This is a genomic window from Streptacidiphilus rugosus AM-16 (genome assembly GCF_000744655.1).
Taxonomy (GTDB): Bacteria; Actinomycetota; Actinomycetes; order Streptomycetales; family Streptomycetaceae; genus Streptacidiphilus; species Streptacidiphilus rugosus.
The window spans coordinates 3,537,815-3,557,414 of record NZ_JQMJ01000004.1 but is presented as its reverse complement, the minus strand read 5'-3'; the positions used below and the strand labels follow the sequence as shown (position 1 = coordinate 3,557,414).

At 71.3% G+C, this 19,600-nt stretch carries 26 protein-coding genes; 8 read left to right on the top strand and 18 right to left on the bottom strand.

Annotated elements, in window-relative coordinates; genetic code table 11:
* Positions 1-3: 3 nt before the first annotated feature.
* From BS83_RS25055 to BS83_RS46620, 12 genes are all read right to left on the bottom strand, one after another.
* Positions 4-192, bottom strand: coding sequence for a hypothetical protein (locus tag BS83_RS25055; protein ID WP_037605818.1), 189 nt, complete (start codon positions 190-192; stop codon positions 4-6).
* Positions 189-509, bottom strand: a complete 321-nt coding sequence (locus BS83_RS25050) for a hypothetical protein (protein ID WP_051943866.1) — start codon at positions 507-509, stop codon at positions 189-191. Before BS83_RS25050 ends, BS83_RS25055 begins: the two co-directional genes overlap by 4 nt.
* On the bottom strand, positions 506-1,321 hold the full coding sequence (locus BS83_RS48975; RefSeq protein ID WP_037605817.1) for a helix-turn-helix domain-containing protein: 816 nt from the start codon (positions 1,319-1,321) through the stop codon (positions 506-508). The genes BS83_RS25050 and BS83_RS48975 overlap by 4 nt, the downstream gene beginning before the upstream one ends.
* A 120-nt stretch (positions 1,322-1,441) precedes the next feature.
* Entirely contained in the window at positions 1,442-1,885 is a 444-nt protein-coding gene (locus BS83_RS25040; protein ID WP_037605816.1) for a hypothetical protein, read from the bottom strand.
* Between the two features lie 66 nt (positions 1,886-1,951).
* Positions 1,952-2,326, bottom strand: a complete 375-nt coding sequence (locus BS83_RS25035) for a hypothetical protein (RefSeq protein WP_037605815.1) — start codon at positions 2,324-2,326, stop codon at positions 1,952-1,954.
* On the bottom strand, positions 2,323-2,628 hold the full coding sequence (locus BS83_RS25030) for an HU family DNA-binding protein (protein ID WP_037605814.1): 306 nt from the start codon (positions 2,626-2,628) through the stop codon (positions 2,323-2,325). Before BS83_RS25030 ends, BS83_RS25035 begins: the two co-directional genes overlap by 4 nt.
* The gene (locus BS83_RS25025) at positions 2,625-2,876 is read right to left on the bottom strand and encodes a hypothetical protein (protein WP_037605813.1); all 252 of its coding nucleotides are present in this window, start codon (positions 2,874-2,876) and stop codon (positions 2,625-2,627) included. The genes BS83_RS25030 and BS83_RS25025 overlap by 4 nt, the downstream gene beginning before the upstream one ends.
* The gene (locus BS83_RS25020) at positions 2,873-3,322 is read right to left on the bottom strand and encodes a hypothetical protein (protein ID WP_037605812.1); all 450 of its coding nucleotides are present in this window, start codon (positions 3,320-3,322) and stop codon (positions 2,873-2,875) included. Before BS83_RS25020 ends, BS83_RS25025 begins: the two co-directional genes overlap by 4 nt.
* Before the next feature lie 79 nt (positions 3,323-3,401).
* Positions 3,402-3,875, bottom strand: a complete 474-nt coding sequence (locus BS83_RS25015; protein WP_037605811.1) for a hypothetical protein — start codon at positions 3,873-3,875, stop codon at positions 3,402-3,404.
* Entirely contained in the window at positions 3,872-4,348 is a 477-nt protein-coding gene (locus BS83_RS25010; protein ID WP_157597305.1) for a hypothetical protein, read from the bottom strand. The genes BS83_RS25015 and BS83_RS25010 overlap by 4 nt, the downstream gene beginning before the upstream one ends.
* Before the next feature lie 96 nt (positions 4,349-4,444).
* Positions 4,445-4,711 (bottom strand): hypothetical protein, encoded by a 267-nt coding sequence (locus BS83_RS42115; RefSeq protein WP_051943863.1) that lies wholly within the window; start codon positions 4,709-4,711, stop codon positions 4,445-4,447.
* Positions 4,708-4,914: a helix-turn-helix domain-containing protein gene (locus BS83_RS46620; RefSeq protein WP_198035295.1), complete on the bottom strand. Its 207-nt coding sequence runs from the start codon at positions 4,912-4,914 to the stop codon at positions 4,708-4,710. The genes BS83_RS42115 and BS83_RS46620 overlap by 4 nt, the downstream gene beginning before the upstream one ends.
* A gap of 226 nt (positions 4,915-5,140) precedes the next feature.
* Here BS83_RS46620 and BS83_RS25000 point away from each other — a divergent pair, with 226 nt between their 5' ends.
* From BS83_RS25000 to BS83_RS42925, 5 genes are all read left to right on the top strand, one after another.
* On the top strand, positions 5,141-5,686 hold the full coding sequence (locus tag BS83_RS25000; RefSeq protein ID WP_037605809.1) for a helix-turn-helix domain-containing protein: 546 nt from the start codon (positions 5,141-5,143) through the stop codon (positions 5,684-5,686).
* Between the two features lie 111 nt (positions 5,687-5,797).
* On the top strand, positions 5,798-5,986 hold the full coding sequence (locus BS83_RS24995; protein WP_037605808.1) for a hypothetical protein: 189 nt from the start codon (positions 5,798-5,800) through the stop codon (positions 5,984-5,986).
* Between the two features lie 63 nt (positions 5,987-6,049).
* Entirely contained in the window at positions 6,050-7,432 is a 1,383-nt protein-coding gene (locus BS83_RS24990) for a site-specific integrase (protein WP_198035294.1), read from the top strand.
* Positions 7,433-7,661: 229 nt separating this feature from the next.
* Positions 7,662-8,294 (top strand): hypothetical protein, encoded by a 633-nt coding sequence (locus tag BS83_RS42930; RefSeq protein WP_063774225.1) that lies wholly within the window; start codon positions 7,662-7,664, stop codon positions 8,292-8,294.
* A 274-nt stretch (positions 8,295-8,568) separates the two neighbouring features.
* On the top strand, positions 8,569-10,161 hold the full coding sequence (locus BS83_RS42925) for an alkaline phosphatase family protein (RefSeq protein WP_063774224.1): 1,593 nt from the start codon (positions 8,569-8,571) through the stop codon (positions 10,159-10,161).
* 128 nt (positions 10,162-10,289) lie between these two features.
* Here BS83_RS42925 and BS83_RS24975 read toward each other — a convergent pair whose 3' ends face one another.
* The 6 genes from BS83_RS24975 to BS83_RS24950 all read right to left on the bottom strand — a co-directional run bounded on the left by BS83_RS24975 (position 10,290) and on the right by BS83_RS24950 (position 17,106).
* Entirely contained in the window at positions 10,290-10,862 is a 573-nt protein-coding gene (locus BS83_RS24975) for an Rv1733c family protein (protein WP_157597303.1), read from the bottom strand.
* Positions 10,863-10,953: 91 nt separating this feature from the next.
* Positions 10,954-11,481, bottom strand: coding sequence for a pyridoxamine 5'-phosphate oxidase (locus BS83_RS24970; RefSeq protein WP_037605806.1), 528 nt, complete (start codon positions 11,479-11,481; stop codon positions 10,954-10,956).
* Between the two features lie 52 nt (positions 11,482-11,533).
* Positions 11,534-13,720 (bottom strand): alpha-galactosidase, encoded by a 2,187-nt coding sequence (locus tag BS83_RS42920; protein WP_063774223.1) that lies wholly within the window; start codon positions 13,718-13,720, stop codon positions 11,534-11,536.
* Positions 13,721-13,911: 191 nt separating this feature from the next.
* The gene (locus tag BS83_RS42110; protein ID WP_051943859.1) at positions 13,912-15,711 is read right to left on the bottom strand and encodes an alkaline phosphatase family protein; all 1,800 of its coding nucleotides are present in this window, start codon (positions 15,709-15,711) and stop codon (positions 13,912-13,914) included.
* A 160-nt stretch (positions 15,712-15,871) separates the two neighbouring features.
* On the bottom strand, positions 15,872-16,573 hold the full coding sequence (locus BS83_RS24955; protein WP_037605805.1) for a class I SAM-dependent DNA methyltransferase: 702 nt from the start codon (positions 16,571-16,573) through the stop codon (positions 15,872-15,874).
* Positions 16,574-16,632: 59 nt separating this feature from the next.
* Positions 16,633-17,106 (bottom strand): SRPBCC family protein, encoded by a 474-nt coding sequence (locus BS83_RS24950; protein ID WP_037605804.1) that lies wholly within the window; start codon positions 17,104-17,106, stop codon positions 16,633-16,635.
* Positions 17,107-17,388: 282 nt separating this feature from the next.
* Here BS83_RS24950 and BS83_RS24945 point away from each other — a divergent pair, with 282 nt between their 5' ends.
* The 3 genes from BS83_RS24945 (at position 17,389) to BS83_RS24935 (ending at position 19,599) form a co-directional block, all read left to right on the top strand.
* Positions 17,389-17,994, top strand: a complete 606-nt coding sequence (locus BS83_RS24945) for a TIGR03086 family metal-binding protein (RefSeq protein WP_051943857.1) — start codon at positions 17,389-17,391, stop codon at positions 17,992-17,994.
* Between the two features lie 185 nt (positions 17,995-18,179).
* Complete coding sequence (locus BS83_RS24940; RefSeq protein WP_037605803.1) at positions 18,180-18,926, top strand: tyrosine-protein phosphatase; 747 nt, start codon at positions 18,180-18,182, stop codon at positions 18,924-18,926.
* Positions 18,927-18,945: 19 nt separating this feature from the next.
* Positions 18,946-19,599 (top strand): GNAT family N-acetyltransferase, encoded by a 654-nt coding sequence (locus BS83_RS24935; RefSeq protein ID WP_037605802.1) that lies wholly within the window; start codon positions 18,946-18,948, stop codon positions 19,597-19,599.
* Position 19,600: the final 1 nt, after the last annotated feature.

The following is a 19,600-nucleotide window of genomic DNA, read 5'->3' as shown; positions in this document are numbered from 1 at the left end:
GGCCTACTCCGGGTGTGTGTAGAGCTGGTCGAGGGTGTCGATTCCGTCGGTGATGCTGGCGGCCAGGCGGCGCCAGAGGGCGGCGCGTTCCTGGCGGTTGCGGCGGTCGGCGACGCCGGCGGCGTTCTGCAGGACGTCGACGAGGTCGGCGGCCGCGTCCAGGTCGGGCAGGTCGAAGTCGAGGCGGATCACCGTCGGCCGCCGCGGCCGCGACGGTGGGCGAGCTGGGTGACGTTGCTGGGCAGGTTCACCAGCGGCGGCTGCACGGGCTTGAGGCCCCGGCAGGTCGCCGCGTGGGGCATGAAGCGCCGCTCATAGCTCATCTGCGGGAGCTCGGCCGTCGGGACGCGCGACAGCCACGTCCTGGTCGACGAGAGCCGCGCGACGGTGTTGCCCTCGCTGTTCGGTTCGGGGTCCAGGGGCTGGCGTTTGCCGGCCTCGGTGAGACTCCAGCGGATTTGCTGGCCGCACTGGCCGCAGACGCCGAGCCCGTAGCGGGAGATCGTCACGACGCGGGCCTCCGTTCTCGTTCAGGTAGGGGCGGGCGGACACCGAGCCGGTCATGCTCGGCCGCCCTGGCGCGCAGGAACTCGGCCAGGCCTCCGGCGGGTGCATCGGGGGTGTCCGGTTCCCGCAGGGCCGCGGTCGGCACGGACGTCATGAGCGGCGGCTGAATTGCTCTTCGCGGCGGGCTCTCGCGCGCGGCCTGTGGCTGAGGTGAGTGATCAGCCATCTCCGGGTCAGAAGAGGGGGTGTACCTACCGGAGGTAGGTAGGTAACTGTCTCCCCCCCGATGCGGACGGGTTCCGGAGTCCGTCCGTGGACGGGTTCCGTACCCGTCCACGGACGGGTTCCGGGGCTCTTTCGGGTCGGTTACCGGCGGGTTGGTACCCCCACTGCGGACGGGTTCCGGAACCCCCGATGCGGACGGGTTCCGGAGTCCGTCCGTGGACGGGTTCCGAGCGTCGAGGTGCTGGGCGATCTCGGCCTGCTTGCGCTTGGCCCAGGCCCGTTTCTGTCGCGTCTCGGTGAAGAGGTGGAGATGGGGTTGCCAGTCGACCTGGCCGCCGATGGGCATGTGTAGCTGGTAGACGGTGGTGTCGTTCGGCCGGCGCTTCCCTGTGATGAGTCCGAGGGTGCGGAGGACCCGGAGCGCGCGGCCGACGGTCTCCTCAGAGGTGCCGGTCAGCGTGACCAGAGTGTCCGTGTGAGGGAGGCAGTTGCTCCCGTCAGCGTTGCCGTAGGTCGCGAGCCACACGCCGACGTGAGCGATCCTGGCGACGGCCTTGTCGCCGGTGCGGATGATCTCGTTGCGCAGCATGCGGGTCCAGGCGTTGCGGACACTCTCGGTGCGGGCGGAGTCGGGTGAGCCGGACAAGAGCGAAAGGCCTTCCCTGGTGCGGAGTTGGTGCGGGGCGCGGCGGCGGCCGCGGTAACGCGCTCACCACGCGGCGGCGGGGTCGTATGCGGCGTGGATGGTGACCGGCCGGATCCGGTAGCCCGTACCGACGGAGTCCATGTGACCGTCGACGTGGCACAGCTCCTGGGCGGCGTCTTCCTCGCCGCTCTCGGGCACCCAGTGCGGATCCTTGAGCGGCAGGCCTTCCGCCGTGGTGGCGACGTCCATGGCGTGTTCCTGGGCGGCTTCGAGGGCGGCGTAGTAGCCGCAGGAGATGTCACCGACCAGGAGCCGGTACGCGGGCCGGTCGGCGGCGAGCTGGGCGGTGAGCTGGTCGAGGCCGGCCATGGTGTCGCGGAGCATCGCGGCCCAGGTGTGCGGCCGAGCGAAGGCGACGTCGGGGTTGGCGAGCCGGGCGAGGGCCTCGCGGATCTGATCGAGGCGCTCCGGGCTGGGCGGTGCGGGCTGGTAGTTGGTCGTGGTCATCAGGTTCTGCTTCCTGGCGGGATGGATGGCGGGGTGTCGGTGTGGTGCGCTTCCGGTGCCCGGACGTCAGGTGAACTGGGAGGCGTGCCAGGTCGGGGAGCCGAGCGGGACGACGGTCCGCCGGATCTCCTGGGTCTGCTGCTGGTCGGACGGCGGCTGGGGGCCGGCGAGCTGCTTGCGTAGGACGGAGATCAGCTCCATGGCCTTGGTCAGCCGCCCGCGCTCGATCTCCAGGTCCTCCTCGGCGGCGGCCGCGCGGGCCTCGGCGTCCTCGGCCCGGGTCACCAGAGGACCCATCAGGGCGTCGGACTGCTGGCGCAGCTGGCGCTCTTCGGTGAGCGTGAATCCGAGCTCCAGGACGTCCCACTGCGCGCGGTACAGGCGTTCGCGCAGTTGCTCCCAGGCCTCCGGGGTGCGCCGGTGCGCGCCCGGGCGGCTCACGCGGTTCTCTGCTCGGCCGTCGGGGCGATGCCGTTGACGCGCGAGCGGAGCTCGGTCGCGGCGCGGAAGATCGGGACCTTGTGCACGCGCGGCGGGCCCGGCTTGCCGACCTCGGCCGACGGGGCGTCCGTCGTGCGCAGCACGGTGGCGAAGGTCCCGAAGCGGTCCAGACAGACGGGGCGGCCGCGCTGCAGCTCGCCGCCGATGGCCTCCTCGATCGCGGCGAGCGCGGCCGCGGCCTGGTGCGGGCCGCCGATCCGTGCGTCCTTCGCCAGAATCCTGATGAGCTTCTCTCGGTTCATCGGTTCGTCCTTGCTCGCTCGGTGGTCATGCAGGTGAGGCAGGTGAAGGAGCCGTCGCGGTGCACGGAGCACGCCTGGGTGCGGCGGCAGTTGGGGCAGGCCCGGAAGCGGGTCACCACGGGGCCCGGCGAGAGCTCCCCGCGGGACTGGCTGGTGGGACGGCGGTGCAGCGTCCGGCAGACCGCGAGGAGGCACGGCAGACCGAAGCCGACCGCGGCCGCGCCGACGCCGTAGACGTCCGGGTTCATGCGGTCGCCGCCAGGGCCTCGTCGGCGGCGGCCGCGTCCGGCGACGGTGCGGTGCCGGCGCGCCGGGCGAGCTCGGCGTAGGCGGACTCGTTCGCGGCCTGCAGCTCGGCCAGGCGCTCCTCGAGCCGGGCGGCGTGCGCCCGGGCCCGGGCCAGCTCGTCGCCCTGGTCAACGGGCTCGTCCCGTCGGCGGACGTTCGCGCCGGAGACGTCGAAGTCCTTCGTCAGCCGCACCCGCTCACGGACCGGGGGAGGCGGGGGCTGCACCGCGGCGAGCTTCGAGGCCTGGACGGCGTTCTCCGACTCCAGCGCCTCGACGCGCCGCAACAGCCGCTTGTAGTTGAATTCCCAGGTGCGGGCCCTCTTGCGGGCAGTCTCCAGGTCCTCCAGCAGGTCGTCGCATCGCTCGGTCAGGTCGTTGATCCGGTCTGTCTTGCTCCCGAACATGGCTGCCTCCAGGCAGGACGATGGGGAGCCGGGCGGCGGCGGGGGGAGCGGCGCCGCCCGGCAGCACAAGGGGCGAGGCTCAGGCCTGCAGCGCGCGGGCGCCGGCACACGGCGCGTCGGTGTAGTGCCGCAGCACGGTGTCGCCGATCGCGGGGCCGCCGCAGCCCGGGCACCTGTCGTAGACGCCGATCGAGTGCCCCACCTGGATCAGCACACCGTCGACCTCGGCCGCGGCGTGCAGCTCCACCCGGCGGCCGTGGTCCTCGATGTACCGCTCGGTCATCGTCGTGCCCAACGCGGCCGCCCACGCCCGAACGGCTTCACGGGCCCTCTCGATCTGGAAGTAGCCGGCGAAGAGGCCGGTCAGCGCAGGCCCGCCGAGGGCGCCATCACGGTAGGTGCGGCACTCGCTCGACCAGGTCGCGATCTCGGGCAGGGCCGGGTCGTCCAGGCGCTGCAGGACCGCCAGGAGGACGGCGGCGCGGTGCATGTGGGCGCCCGTCGACGCGGGCAATGCCTCGGCGGCCTTCCGCACGAGCGTGGTGTCGGTCATCGCGAAGTCTCCGTGTCGTTCGTCGGGCGGCCGGTCGGGCACTGGGTCAGGCGCATCTCGCAGTGGGCGGCGACGTCGTGCTGGCCGCGGTCGAGCGCCCGGTCCAGGGCCTTGCGGGTGCGCTGGCGGTCGTCGGCGTCCAGGGCGTGCATGACGCCGTCGCAGGCGCAGCCGGACGTCATCGCGGGCCGATGGGGGCGGTCGCGCCAGGTCTCGGCCGCGAGGGCCGTCGGGAAGACGCGGGAGCGGGATTCGTGCGCCGCGCGCTCGGTCACCTCCCAGCCGGAGGCGGTGGGCGCCACGAAAACCTTGGCGAAGGCGAGGTACTCGGCGCGCTCGCTCGTCGGCCATTCCTGCGGGTCCGGGTTGTGGGTGTCGGCGAAGGCGACGTAGGGGCGGGCCTCGGGCACGGTCCGCTCGACCGGGACAACGGGCCGGCGAGCTACCGTGGCGCTCGCCTGATGAGAGATCATGGGGTGCACAGCGGTCCCCTCCAGTTCAGTGGTGTTGGTTGGGTTGATCGCCAGGGCCGTTCCGGGACTGCAGATCTCGGGACGGCCCGCGTGCGCTCAGGCCACGCGGCCCTGGAGCGCGGGGTCGATCTCCCGGGACAGGGAGATCGCGTAGAGGTGCTCAAGCCGGAATGTGATCCGCTCGCCGAGCAGGGTGTGCGGGATCCGCTTGGCGTTCGCGTTCCGTTTCAGCCACCGCACGCCAACCGGGAGCAGCCTGAGCTCGACGACCTCCTCCGGCGTGTAGTGCCGCAGCCTCTCCTCGGCGGTCAGCGCGAATGGGAGCTCTGGGACGGGCGTCTTGGCGCTGGCCTTCGTGTTCACGACATCTCCTCTCTGTTGATCGCAGCCACGGGGATCTCAAGGGCGTCGGCGATCCGGCACAGCGTGTCCCTGCTCGCACCCGCTTGGCCTCGTTCGACGAGCGAGAGGAATCCCCTGGATCGCTCGGTCACCGCAGCCATGTGGCGCAAGCTCAGACCACGAGCTTTGCGGAAGCAGCGAATCGCTGTGCCGTTCGGTGTCACGGAAACAGGTAAGCACGACGCAAGCTTGTGTTGCAAGCACTCTGCGTCCACTTTGAGGACACTCTCGGCCGACGCGGAAAGCTTGCAGTGACCACAGTGCGGCGTGAGGAGGCATGCGAACAGAGGGGCGCGATGAAACCATGTGCGCGTTATCTGAGCCTTAAGCGCTGGTCAAAAGGCTGGAACGAGCCTTAGTGGTTGCATGGATTTGAGGCATGATGAGTGCATGGACCTGGACTGGGCGCATCTCGCGCGCACCTTCGCCAAGGAGCGAAGGGTCGCCGGCATGTCGCAAGACGACCTCGCCGAAGCTCTTGGCGTGAGCCGATCGTCGGTGCAGAAGCTTGAGCGCGAGAGCGCGGACTGGGCCAAGGTGGCCGCCCTCCAGCGCCTCGCGGCCACGTACTACGGCTGGGCCCCCGAGTCGATCGAGCGCGTGCTCGCCGGCGGAGAGCCGATCAAGACCGAGCCTGATGCGGGCGACGGTGCGCGTCCGACCAACTCACCGCGCCAGCTGGCGGTCAACGTGATCCGCGGCGAGCTGGCGGCCGGCTTGTCCGAGCGGGCGATCGACGCGCTGTTGCGCGGGCGCACCGTCGACTCGGACGTGATCGACCTCCCCACGGGCGAGGACACGGCGGCGGTGCTGATCTTCAAGCGGGGCACCGGTGATGACTCACCGGAGCGCCGCCGCGCGGAACTTCGCAAGTGGGCGCGTCTGCAGCAGGCCGCGCGCGAGATCTTCGCCGAGGAGGACGATTCCGCCGTGTAGCCAATTCTTGAAGGTTTTGTGTGTTCTTGGTGTGACAGTGAGCAAGCGTGTGGTTGGCTTCCGGTTACCTGAGAGGGGGGTCACTCTCCAGGTGACAAGGGGGGCCCGCGCATGCGGTTCCAGGTCAAACGCGTCCACAACCCCCGCGGCGAAGTGAGAGTTGAGCAGGAAGGCGGTGACGAGTCAGTGCTGCTGCTGGACGAGCGGGTCTTTACCGAGAGTGAGGCCTACTTCCTTCAGCGCCGCCTCGACGACGACCCGTCGCTCCTGGATCTGCTGATCGCGGTTGCTGCTTCGTAAGTAGGTCTCTGGGGTAGGCGGGGTCCGGCGAAGACCCCGCCCCCAGGGCTGGAGGATCGACCCGTGGCATACGCGGAGAAGCGAGTCAGCACGGCCAAGGGCAGCAAAGGGAAAGTCTCCTGGCGCGCCCGCTACATGAGACCCGACGGAACCCTCGGCAGCGAGCCCGGTTTCGCGACGAAGAAGCTCGCTGTCGCGTGGGGCGAGGAGCAGGAAGCCGCCATCAGGGCCGGCCGCTGGATCGACCCTGACTTGATGCGGAAAGCGTTCGGCGAGTTCGCCCGGGAGTTCATGAAGGCGCGCAACCCGCGCGGGAACACGGTGAGCACACGCTGGCGGATGCTGGAGAGCGTCATCCTGCCGAAGTGGGAGCACACCCCGCTCATCGCGTTCAACTGGTTCGACGTCGAGGCCTGGGCCAACTCACACCCTGCGCACGAGACCGAAGTCGACCACTCGGTCTCCCTCATGTCCACCATCCTCACGGCCGCGGTCGACCGGAAACACCTGCTCGTCAATCCGCTCTACGGCCGCCGGCGGTCCGTGTCGACGGGCAACACCGCGGCGAAGGCGAAGAAGTCCGCGAGTGTGGCGAAGCAGAAGGAGAAGCGCGCGGCCACGCCCGAGATCGTGCTGCAGGTCGCCGAGCGCCTCGGCCCGGCGCGCGGTATCCACGTCCTCGCAACGGCGTTCAGCGGCCTGCGCTGGGGCGAGGGCTGCGGGCTGCACCGCGACAACGTGCTGCTGTTCCGGGAGGAGCGCTACGGCGCCGGCGTCTGGCGCTGTCCTGTGATCCGGATAGACCCGGATGTCGGCGAGCTCGCCGAGTACGAGGAGCGCGACGAGGACGGGAACAAGCTCGGCACGTTCCTGGGGCTGGAGCCGCCGAAGAACGACTACTCGGTCCGCGACATCGATGTGCCGCCGTTCCTGGCGATCCTGCTGCGGCATCACCTGGCGGACTGGCCCTGGCCTTACGTGTTCTCGCCGGACAGCAAGGGGACGTTCTGGCGCCGCTCGAACTGGTCAAAGGTGATGCGGCCCGCGGTCAACGGCCGTGTCGCTGAGAAGCGCCGCCAGGGGACAGCCGGCAAGGAGGCCTGGGCGCCCCTCATGCCCGGTCTCTCCATGGACATCCTGCGGCACACCCACGACTCGTGGCAGGACGAGATCGGCGTGCGGCCGGCGCTCGCCTACGAGCAGGCCGGCCACAAGCGCCCCGGGATCAAAGCGGTGTACCAGCACCCGACCGTGCCCATGCGGGTCGAGCGGCTGGAGGGTCTGCAGGAGATCTTCGAGCGCGGCATGCGGACGCTCGGCTGGGAGTCGCTCTGGGGCCGGGTGAACCTGCTGAAGTGGACCCCTGCAGATGATCTCCCAAATACCGCCCAAATGATCACTCTGCCGGTGGGGCGTCGGGCTCGGCAGCAGGTCAGAGCGGGTTAGGGACCGTCAATTTCCTTGATTACTACGGCTCTCCTAAAGCCGGTGTCGCAGGTTCGAATCCTGCATGGGGCACAGCAGCGACCAACCGAAGGCCCCCGGACCGTGATCGGTCCGGGGGCCTTCGTGCGTCGGTCCGTGCGGTGGAGGCCCGCTCGGTTAGTCTTCACCGGCTCCGCGGTGACGCGGGCAGCAGTCGATCCGTCCCGAACAGCCTTGGAGCGCACGCCGCATGGATGCCGTCACGGCCACCGACGCCCCCGCCCCCGCCGAGTCGTCCGTGCCGGAGGCGCCGTTGGCGGCGCGGGTGGTGACGCGGGGGCTGGACCCGCAGAACATCATCGTGGGTGTGCTGGTGGTGATCGGCGCGGCGCATCACGGGTGGGGCGGGGTGGGGTGGGCGCTGTTCGCCGCGTTGTTCGCGGGGGTGATACCGCAGGGGATCATCAAGTTCGGGATGCGGCGCGGCAGGCTGGGGGACCGGTACGTCGGCGATCGCTCGCAGCGGGCGAAGGTGCTGCCCGTGCTGGGGCTGTCCGTGGCCGTGGGCCTGACGCTGATGTGGCTGCTGGGCGCGCCGCGCGAGGTGATCGCGACGATTCTGGCGATGCTCGCCACGCTGGTGCCCATTCTGGTGATCACGGCGGCGCTGAAGTGGAAGGTCTCGATCCACACGGCGGCCTCCGGCGGGGCGGTGGCGATGCTGGCCGTGGCGCTGGGGGTGTGGTGGCTGCTCGGGTACCTGGTGGTCGCGGTGATCGCCTGGTCGCGGGTCGTGCTGCGGGACCACACCGCGGCTCAGACGGTGGTCGGGGCGGTGGTGGGCGCGGTCACGGCGGGAGTGGTCTTCGGGGCCTGCCGCTGAGACTCGCCGGCATGGGTCGGCGGTAGCGGGACTCGGCAGACGGTGCCCGTGGGGAGCCGGGGTCGGACCGGGCGGAACGTGCAGGTGGGGCGGGTCGGCCGACCGTTCGGTCGCCCGTTCTTCGCGGATTTGTTCATCATGTTCACAACAGGTGAATTTCCGTGCAAGACTCCGGGGACGACCTTGTCGGCTCGCGCGGACCCCCGTCACCGTGTCCGAGGCGGCCGGACCCGGTCGCCTCGGAGCGATGTCGGGAAGCCTTCGGGAGACCACCGTGATCCGAAAGACCGTCACCACCCTCTCCGCCGCCGCCGCGGTGCTGGCCGGTTCGCTGGTCGGCCTCGGCACGGCGGCGGTGACCGCCGCGCCCGCGGTCCACGCCGCGACGACGGTGCCGCACTTCGACCACGTGCTCGTGGTGATCGAGGAGAACCACGCGTTCAACGAGATCATCGGCAGCTCGTCCGCGCCGTACATCAACGGCCTGGCCGGCCAGGGCGCCGTGTTCACGCAGTCGTTCGCCGTGACCCACCCCAGTGAGCCCAACTACCTGGAGCTGTTCTCGGGTTCGACGCAGGGACTTTCCGACGACAGCTGCCCGCACAGCTTCTCCGGGCCGGATCTCGGCGGTGAGGCGATCGCCGCCTCGGTCAGCTTCACCGGCTACTCCGAGACGATGCCCTCCGACGGCTACACCGGCTGCACCAGCGGCGCCTACGCGCGCAAGCACAACCCCTGGGTCGACTTCACCGACGTGCCCGCCGCGAGCAACCGGACCTTCTCGGCCTTCCCGACCGACTACACCCAGCTGCCGCGGCTCGGCTTCGTCGTGCCGAACCTGAACGACGACATGCACGACGGCACGGTCCAGCAGGGCGACACCTGGCTGCGGAACAACATCGACGGCTACGCGCAGTGGGCGAAGACCCACAACAGCCTGCTCGTCGTCACCTGGGACGAGGACGACTCCAGCGCCAGCAACCAGATCCCGACCCTCATGGTCGGCGCGGGCGTCACGCCGGGCAACTACGCCGAGACCGTCACGCACGACAACGTGCTGCGCACCGTCGAGGACAGTTTCGGCCTCGCCCCGGTCGGCAACAGCGCCGGCGCCGCCCCGATCACCGACGTCTTCGGCACGGGCAGCGGCGCGAACACCGTCAGTGTCACCAATCCGGGCAGCCAGACCGGGACGGTCGGCACCGCCGCCTCGCTCCAGATCAGCGCGAGCGACTCCGCCGCCGGACAGACGCTGAGCTACAGCGCGACGGGTCTGCCGGCCGGGCTCTCGATGAACCCGGCCACCGGTCTCGTCTCCGGCACGCCGACCACCGCGGGAACCTCCACGGTCCAGGTCACCGCGACCGACACGACCGGTGCGAGCGGCAGCGCGAGCTTCGGCTGGACCGTGAACCCGGTGGTCACCGGTGGCGGCATCGTCAACGGCGGCTTCGAGACCGGCAGCTTCAGCGGCTGGACCACGACCGGCACCACCAGCGTCGTCAACTCCGGTGCGCACTCGGGCGGCTACGCCGCGCAGCTCGGCAGCACCGCGCCGACGAACGGCAACTCCACCGCCGCGCAGACCTTCACCGCGCCGACCGGCAGCTCGACGCTCTCCTTCTGGTACAGCGTGACCTGCCCGGACACGGTGACCTACGACTGGGCGACGGTCACCCTCAAGGACAACACGGCCAACACGACGAAGACGGTGCTGGCCAAGACCTGCGTCTCCAGTTCCGGCTGGAAGCAGGTCAGCACCGCCGTCACGGCCGGGCACAGCTACACGCTGACGCTGGTCAGCAAGGACGACAACTATGCGGGTGACCCGACCTACACGCGCTACGACGACGTGACGCTGGCCTAGCGGGTACGCACGCGCACGGACCGCCCCCGGGATTCGGGCCCGGGGGCGGCGTCGCGTCGGAGGACGGCTGCAGGTCGGCGGGTGGGCGCGGCGGCACGTGGGCGGGCGAGCGGGACTGGGACAGGGCCCTAGCGGCGGTGGGTCCACTCGGGCTCGACGCGCTCCCACTCGCTCTCCCAGGACTTCCACGCCGCGGAGTCGACCCGGTGCCTGGCCAGCGCGTAGAGCCCGCTGAGCGCCATCGCCGCCGCGGCGAAGGCCGCCAGCGAGTACGTCGCCGCGCTGCCCGCACTCTGGACGGCGGGGATCGGACCGGGCTGCGGGTCCTCCTGGGCGTTGATCCAGAGCATCACGTGCTGGCCCGAGACCGTGGAGACCGGGACGGCCGCGTTCGCGGTGTGGACGCCTCCGGCGTCGGTCCAGCGCAGCGGAGCCACCCAGGCGCCCACGCCGGCGGAGGAGGGCTCGCCCACCGCCACGGCGTTCACCTGGTGCAGGCCGGCGATCTGCCGGGCCGCCGCGGCGCGGCCGTCGGCGTAGAGCTTGAGGCCGAGCAGGACTGTCAGGCCGACCGCCAGCGCCAGAGCCAGCGAGAAGCCCACACGCAACCAGACACGCAGCGAGTCGCTGCGCCGGTGCAGCGGATTACCGCGTCGTGGAACCGGCGCGGACGGTTGTGGCGCGACTGACGGCGTGGCCATGGCCACCGCCTCCTTTGCCCTCCCGCCCAGAGGCATCGGTCCTCGTGGAACGAGGCTGCCGATTCCATCGTCATGCCCGGTGCCGGGGAGTTCAACCCCTGGGCGGACTCGCCCACTCCTCTTTCGAGCCGAACCCGAGTCTGTTGTCGACGAGCCGCAGCCAGTCGGGCCGCAGTTCCCACAGGGCGGTCGCGGCCAGGGCGGCGCCGAGCCGGTCGTCCTCGGTGACGAAGGGGAAGCGCTCCGTGTAGGCGGCCCAGGCCGCGGCGCGTTCCGGGCTGCCGTCGGCCAGCCCGATCACCTCGCCCCGGCCCTGGACGCCGGTGAGCTCGGTCCACTCCTGGCCGTCCGCCTGCACCGTGAAGGCCACCCGCGCCGCAGCCGATGCCGAGTCGGGCCCGGAGCCGGGCCCCACACGGGGCGCGGCTCCGGGTCCTGGGCCGCGCCCGGCGGCCAGAGCGCGGCCGTGGCGGGTGCCGGGGGAGGTGACGAAGACCAGCGAGCCGGTCCGCGTCACCGCGTAGAGCACCGCGCAGGCCTGGGGGCCCTCAGCGTCCACGTAGGCGAGGGTGAGGGTGGTGTGCGCACGGAGGGCCGTGACGATCTTCTCGGCGGTCACGGCCCCATGCAATCACGGGCAGTCGCCATCACGGGCGACTGCCGACCCGGATCTATTCGGGGGCGAGGAGCGTCCAGGTCTGGTTGGCGCCGCCGTCGGCCGGCCACTGGAGGACGGACGCGCCGTTCGAGAGGCTGCTGTTGCTCAGGTCGATCAGCTGCCCGTCGTAGACGCTGCGGAACTGCACCAGGTTCGGACCGGCGTCGGTGATCGTCCAGCGGGAGTTGCTGTTGCCGTCGTCGTGGTACTGGATCAACTGGGTGCCCTGGCCGGTGGTCGGGCCCGGGATGTTCAGCAGCCTGCCGCTGTTGGCGTTGACGACGGTGTAGGCGCCGCCGCTCTGCTGGACGAAGGACCAGCGCTGGTCCGCCGCGCCGTTGTCCTGCCACTGCAGGATGTGCGCGCTGTCGGCGGTGGAGTCGCCGTCCACGTCCATCCGTCCCCCGGTCGCGCCGTTGACCAGCCGGTACTGGGCGCCGGCCACCGGGACGGGCACCAGCTTCCACTGCTGCGTGGCCGCGCCGCTCGCGGGTTGCTCGACCACGGCTGTGCCGCTCAGGTCCAGCGCCTGGCCGGTCAGCCGGGAGGTGACCTGGTAGGAGCCGCTGCCGTTCGGGGTGAAGGTCCACTGCGAGTTGGCGGCGTGGTCGTCCGGGTACTGGATCAGCTGGGTGCCAGGCGTGCTGCTGCCGCCGGGGATGTTGGCGAGCATCCCGCTGTTGACGTCGGCGATCCGGTAGACGCCGTTGCCCGCCGCCGCGAGCTGCCACTGCTGGTCTGCGCCGCCGTTCGCGGTTCCGGTCAGCAGTTTCGCGCCGCTGCCGGTGCTCGCGCCGGAGACGTCGAGGTACTGCCCGGTGGCGGCGTTGACCAGGTTGTAGCGCATGGTCGTGAAGCCGGCGCCCGCGCCCGGGGTGATCCGCAGCAGTCGGGAGGCGTGCGCGGCCAGCGTCGCGCCGAAGGAGCCGGTGGAGCTGCCCAGGTCGGTGTTGCTCCAGAGGTCGCGGACGTCGGCCGTGCCGCTGAAGCCGAGGTCGGCGAAGTGCGCGGTGGCGGTGGCGCTGCCGGAGGCGAGGTTGAACAGGGCCACGGTGTAGCTGCCGTCGGGGTTGGCCGCCGACCAGACCTGCTGGCGGCTGACCTGGTCGACCGGGCGGGCCGGGTTGCCGGCCTGGTCGACGGCGATCACCTGGTCGTTGGTGAGCAGCGAGAGGTCGGTCGGGTCGAGGTGGGTGAGGTCGGTGCCGAGCAGCAGCGGGGCGCCCTCGACCGCCCACAGGGTGAGCTGGGTGCGGCGCTCGTCCAGGGTCAGGCCGTCGTTCGAGCCGTTGCCGACCTCGACCGAGTCGAGGTCGTTCCAGCCGCCCGGGCCCGCGAACCCGGTCCACCTCGGGGCGTCGGTGAAGCGGGAGGAGACCGAGTTCCAGCTGGTCAGCGGGTAGGAGCTGGAGCCGCAGTAGCACTCGACGTCGCCGTCGATCCGCCAGCCGTTGGCGTACTGCCGCCAGGTCGCGCCGTTGGCGACGTCCAGGCTGTTGGAGAGCTCCAGGTGGATCGGGCGGCCGGACTGGTTCAGCGCCTGGGACCAGTGCTGGACGTCGGCGACGTCCCAGTCGCCGACGCCGTCGATCTTCAGGTAGTCCACGCCGTAGGAGGCCAGCTGGTCGGCCCAGGAGTTCAGGTAGGCCTGGGCGGCGGCCGGGTTCCTGGCGTAGTCGATGTAGTACATCGAGCCGCTGCCGAAGTTGTAGTTGGTCTCGTAGCGGCTCGTGTCGGAGACGATGTCCCGGGCGTGGAACGAGGTGCCCTGGATGGGCGTGTTCTGGTTGTAGGCGGCGACCGGGATGCCGGGGGTGAGGTACATGCCGAACTTCTCGCCCTGGCCGTGGATGTAGCTGCCGAGTGCGCCCATCCCGTCGGGGAACCGGCTGCTGTCGGTGACCCAGCGGCCGTAGGAGTCGACGGTGCCGGCCGGGTTGAGGTACCAGAAGTCGTCCACGTTGACGTAGGAGAAGCCGTGGCCGACCAGGCCGCTGGTCTTCATCGCCAGCGCCTGGGCCTCGATGTTTGATTCGGTGGGATTCTTGCGGATGAAGCTCCAGCTGCTCCAGCCCATCGGCGGCGTCAGTGCGACGCCGTTCGCCTGGGCATGGGCCGCCGGCGCGGACGGGAGCAGGCCGAGCAGTGCGGTTGCGGCAGCACCGCAGGTCGCGAGCAGGGTGCGGACTCTCCGGTGCATGGGAACCCCTTTGTGACACAACTCAACATGACCGAACGAAGTTCAACGCCATGAGCATTTCAGCGGTCGGCTGACGAAGCGTCAAGACATAACGCAGGCACAGCTCGGTCCGGGGCTCCGCACAGCGCGAGGGGCCTGCCCGGGTGCGGGCAGGCCCCTCGCTCAGGGACTCACGAACGGCGGCCGGAGTGTCAGCCGACCGTCAGCGGGAACGGCCCGGCCAGGACCGAGTAGCCGTCGTTGGCCAGGAAGTAGGCGTTGTACGTGCCCGCGCCGGAGAGCTTGCTCGTCGAGAAGGTGAGCGCGCCACTGGCGTTGGGGGCGTAGGACCAGGTCAGCGAGGACTTCTGGCCCGGAAGCACGCCCGCCGGGTAGATCCCGACCCAGTTCTTCGCACCGGCCTGCGCGGCGGGGACGCTGTAGCGGAGCGTGACGTTGCCGCCGTTGGCGACCGCGGCCTGGTTGCCGGTCAGCGTCGGGGTGCCCGCCGTGGACGGCGCGAAGGCGTCGTTCAGCGGGGTCGCGTAGCTGTCGTTGGCCGTCAGGCCCGGCAGGCCGAGCGCCGCCTCGATGGTGCGGCCGGTGCTGTAGTGGTCGTAGTGGCTCGGGCTGCTGGTGCCGGCGGGGACGGTGCCCTGCGAGCCGAGAACGACGGTGGCGACGTGGTTGTAGCCCTCGTTCTCGCTCTCGTCCCAGGTCAGGATGAGCAGCGACTTCTGCTGGGTCCAGGCGGGGGAGGCCAGCACCGGGGCGAGGGTCTGCTGGAGCCAGCCGTCCTGGGTCTTCAGGCTGGTGGCGCTGCCGTTGCCGGAGGCCTCGCCGTCGTAGTAGTCGTCGGCTGCGATCCAGGAGAAGTTCGGCGTCGTCGCGGCGGACTTCAGGTCCGTGGTCAGCTGGGTGGTGTCGAAGAGGTGCGCCGCGCAGCGGGCCGCGTTGCCGCTGATGTCGGTGTAGTTGATGAACGGGGCGTCGTCGGGCTCGTAGTAGCTGTCCGCGCCGCCCTTGGCCGCGGTGCAGGGCGCGCCCATGCCCTGCTCGTAGGCCTTCCAGCTCTTGCCGGCGGCCTCGAGGGTGTCACCGAGGTTGCGCTCGGGGGAGTTGATGTTCGGCCAGTAGGTGGCGCCCTTGGTGTAGGTGTCGCCGCCCGCGACGGCGAGGTAGTTCTCGTCGCTGGGGTGGTAGACGGCGTGGTAGTCCGTCAGTGTGGCGCCCCGCGACATCAGGCTGTGCATGTACGCCGTGTCGGTCGGGTCGTTCATGATCTGGGAGTAGTCGGTGTTCTCCATCATGACCATGAACACGTGGTCGTAGCCGGGCACCTTGGAGACCGGCGGGGCCAGCGTCGGCGCGGCGACGGGGGTGTTCAGCGTCAGCGAGAGGTTGTCCAGGTAGCCGGACTCGTTGGAGCTGGAGAGGAACTGCACCTCCACCTGGATCGAGCGGGTGCCGGACGGCACGCTGCCGGTGGCGCTGCGGGCCAGGAACTTGGTGACGGAGAGCCGGTCGGTGGTGGACACCGTGGGCAGCTTGGCCGTCGCGCCGACCGGGCGGCCGTTCGCGTCCTGGAAGTGCAGGCTGACCTGGACGTAGCCGCTGTAGACGGTCCAACCGCCCAGCCAGCCGGAGAGGTTGTAGATCACGCCACCGCCGTCGACGGCCGCGGCGGCGGAGGAGACGTCGACGGTCTGGGTCATCGCGCCGTCGCCCTGGTTGCCCGGGGCGAAGAAGGCCTGGCCGGGCGTGGCGCCGCTGGGCAGCCCGAAGCTGCCGGACGAGTAGCACATCGCGTCGGGGCTGCCGGACTCGACGGTCCAGCCCGGCAGGGTGCCGGCCGAGCCCCAGTCGGTGGTGCAGTAACCACCCGACTCGGCGTCGCCGTTGACGATCAGATTGCCGCTGCTCGCCGTCGCGCCGGCCGGAGCGTTGGTGGTGACGAGCAGCGCGCCGAGGAGGGCGAGAAGTCCGCCGAGGGATCTCCACCGCAGTCGCATTACGTGAACCTCATCCCGTGGGGTCAGCTGAACTGAACGGGACATGATTACCGGCGCAGGGCGACGATTTGAAGAACTCGAGCGAAACAGATCGCGCGACTTGTCTGGACAAGTTGCGTGCAGGGACCGTCCTCGGCGAGCTACGCGCGTCGGCCGGCGTTCAGTCCGCCCTGCTCCAGACGTAGGCGGCGGAGACCGGCTGTCCGCGGAACCGCTCCCAGGTGGGTTTGCGTGCCACCCAGTCGTCGCCCACCACGGCCTCGCGCAGCTCGGCCAGCCGCCAGCCGGCGGCGAAGGCCGCGGCGACGTGGTCGCTGACCAGGTGGACGTGCGTGGTGATGGCGACCTCGGTGCCGTCGGCGGCGGTGAAGTGGGTCGGCATGCCGGCCGCCATGATGAACTGCGGATGCAGGCCGACCAGCACGAACAGTCCGTCGGGCGCGGCCAGTCTGTGAGCCTCGCGGTAGAGCGGGCCGAGGGTGGGCAGGTGCTCGTCGACGAGTGAGGTGATCACCAGCGGATAGGCGGCGGCGTCCAGGCCGGTCGCGGCGAGGTCGGCCTCGACCAGACGGGCGTGCGCACCGCGCTCGCGGGCGACGGCGAGCATCTCCGGGGTGAGGTCCACGCCGTCCACGGCCGCGACGCCGCGGTCCCTGAGCCAGGCGCCGGTGCGGCCGGTGCCGCAGGCGAGGTCGGCGGCGCGGGGGACCGTGCTCCAGCGCGGGACGGTGAGTCCGGCCAGCACGTCGAGATCCATCAGGTCCTCGACGGTGTCCTCGTAGATGCCGACCCAGGCGGCGTAACCGGTCCGGACGTCGACGACGGGGTAGCCGCGGGTGTCGAACTGCGCGAAATCGACCATGGGGGCATCCTCGGCGAAGCCGACCGCGAGGGCGAACGCTTTTCCGGCGCGGCGGCCGGTCAGTCGTTGTCCTCGGCCTCCTCCGCCTCCTGCAGCCACAGGTCGGGGCCGGGGTCGCCGCCCTCCGCGCGAACGGCCAGGCGGCTGAGGTAGTGCTCCCAGCCGGCCTCGTGCGGGGCCCGCGCGTTCTCGGGCAGTTGGGAGTGGGTGAGGGTGAGCAGGGTGCCCTCGGCCACCGGGGTCAGGTCGATCTCGACGCGGCTGCTGCCCGGCGGGACCGGGTCGCCCTCGTTCTCCCAGCCCCAGCTGAAGACGATCCGGCGGTACGGGGTCAGTTCGGCGAACTCGCCGGAGGCGACGGCGTCGCCGACGACCCGCATCCGGTAGGCGCCGCCCGGCCGCGGATCGAAGCTGCCTTCGGCGCCCTGCCAGGAGAGCCTGCGGTCGTGGTCGGTGAAGAAGGAGAACACCGTCTCCGGGGCGGCCCTGATCCGGCGCCGGAGGACGACGCCGCCCTCGTCCCTGCTCGTCACGGTTCCGCTCCTCCTTCTCCGCCCGCTCTTCCGGGGCGGCGAGGGTGTCCGGCGAGGCCGCCCCGACGGCCGCCGGGCGGTCGGCCGGTGGTCCCATCCCAGCATGGTCCGCGAGCTCGTACCGCTCGGCGCCGTCCTTTCGGACGACGACCGGCCCGGCGTCGCGCAGCGCTCCGAGGTGCGGGAAGGCGGTCCTGGGCGTGACCGCGGTGTCACCGTGAGCGAGCGAACCGGGGCGGGCCCGGACACACTGGTCCCCAGATCGAGAAAGGAAAGACCCGGATGAGCACCACCCCCGCTGTGTCGCCGGCGAACCCGGCCACCCCCGTCGAGCTGGCCGACCAGCTGACCCGCGCCGCGCGCAACCTGCTGGCCCACGCCACCGAGCGCGAGCTGAACGGCAAGCGCGAACTCCCGACGCCCTGCGCCGAGTTCGACGTGCACCGGCTGTGCGAGCATCTGCTCGGCACGATGGTCGCCAGCACCCACGCGGCAGCCAAGCGTCCGCTCCCCGTGGACGCGCCGCGCACGTTGACCGACGCGCCCTGGCGGGCCTACCCGCCGGTCGTGGACCGGCTGGTCGCCGGGTGGTCCAAGCCCGAGGCCTGGGAGGGCGACACGTCCTTCGATTCGCACGTGTGTTCGGCGCGATTCGCGGGCATGATGACCGTCATGGAGCTCACGGTTCACGGCTGGGACCTGGCACAGGCGACGGGTCAGGCCTTCAAGGCGGAGGACGACGTCGTCGCGACCGCCGCGACCGTCGCCGAGCAGATCGGCTCCGGCGCGCGGCGGAGCGGCGCGTTCGGCGCCGAGCTCGCCCCCGCCGCCGACGCGACCGCCCTCGAACGGCTGCTCGCCTTCACCGGACGGAGCAGCCGCCGATGAGCACGCCGCCGCCCTCGGGGTCCCCGGCAGTCACCTCTTCGACCCGATGGGCGGCCGTCCGATGAAGGACTGGATCTGCCTGCCGCTCGCCGCAGAGGCCCGGTGGCTCCCGCTGACCCGGGCGGCGCGGACGATGCCGCGCTGAGCGGCCCCGCCCGGCGCGCCGCCTCGTTAGGGTGATCCACATGACGACGACGCCGCGCCACATCCGCTTCGACGACCTCATCAACTTCCGCGACCTGGGCGGTTATCGCACCGGGGACGGGCGCGCCGTGCGCTGGGGCCGGCTCTACCGGGCGGACTCGCTGGGCAAGTTGGCGAGCGAGGCGGACTGGGCGGTGTTCGAGGCGCTGAAGATCAGGACCGTGATCGACCTGCGGCACGGCTTCGAGCTCGAGGCGCGCGGCCGGATCCCCGAGCGGGCCGGGGTGACGTACCACCACCTGAGCATCGAGCACCAGTGGTACGACCAGCCGGGCCAGGGCCCCGAGGTCGAGGTGGGGCCCTACCTGTCGGGGAAGTACCTGGAGATCGCCGAGGACGGCGTCGCGGAGATCCGGCAGGCGCTGGAGGTGATCGCCGACCCGGAGTCCGGGCCGCTGGTCTTCCACTGCGCCTCGGGCAAGGACCGCACCGGGCAGCTCGCGGCGACCGTGCTGGCGCTGCTGGAGGTCGACGAGGCCGAGATCGTCGCCGACTTCGCCCTCACCGGCCTGGCGACCGCCCGTCTGCGCGCCGACTGGTCCGCCGCCCACGGCAACGGCCAGGAGCCGCGCTGGCCCGGCTACGGGACGGCGCCGGGCGAGGTCATGGAGCTGTTCCTGGCCGGGCTCGCCGCACGCTACGGCTCCGTCCGCGGCTACGCGGAGCAACGGCTCGGCGTGGACGACGCGCTGCTGCGCCGCCTGCGCGGGACGCTGCTGGAGGATTGACCCACTGGAGGACTGACCCATGAGCGCCGCCCAACCGTCCGAGGCCGTCGTCCGCGTCCGCCCGGTCACACCCGAGCTGTGGCCGGAGCTGGAGGCGTTCTTCGGGCCGAGCGGCGCCTACTCGCACTGCTGGTGCGTCTGGTGGCGGGTCAGCGGCTCGCAGTTCGACGCGGGCTGCGCGGAGCGCGGGGCCGGCAACCGGACGCTGCTGGAGCGGCTGACCGGTGAGGGGGCGGAGCCCGGGCTGCTCGGCTACGACGGGAGCGGCGAGCCGGTCGGCTGGGTCGGCCTCGCTCCGCGCGGTCAGTACCCGCGGCTGCTCCGCTCCCCGACGCTCAGGCCTGATCCCGAGGCGGGCGCGGTGGACCCGGACCACGAGGCCGGGATCTGGGCGCTGACCTGCTTCTGGATCCCGCGGGTCCGGCGCGGCCGGGGGGTCGCCACCGCGCTGCTCACGGCGGCCGTCGCCCACGCGCGCGAGCGCGGAGCGACGGCGCTGGAGGCGTATCCGGTCGACACCAAGGGCGAGCGGGGCACGGCCGCGTCGCTCTACACCGGGACGACGGGCATGTTCGAGCGGGCCGGCTTCCGCGAGGTGCGCCGCCGCCGCGAGAAGCGGCCGGTGGTCCGCCTCGACTTCATCCGCCCCCTGCGCCAACAACCCCACCCCTGAC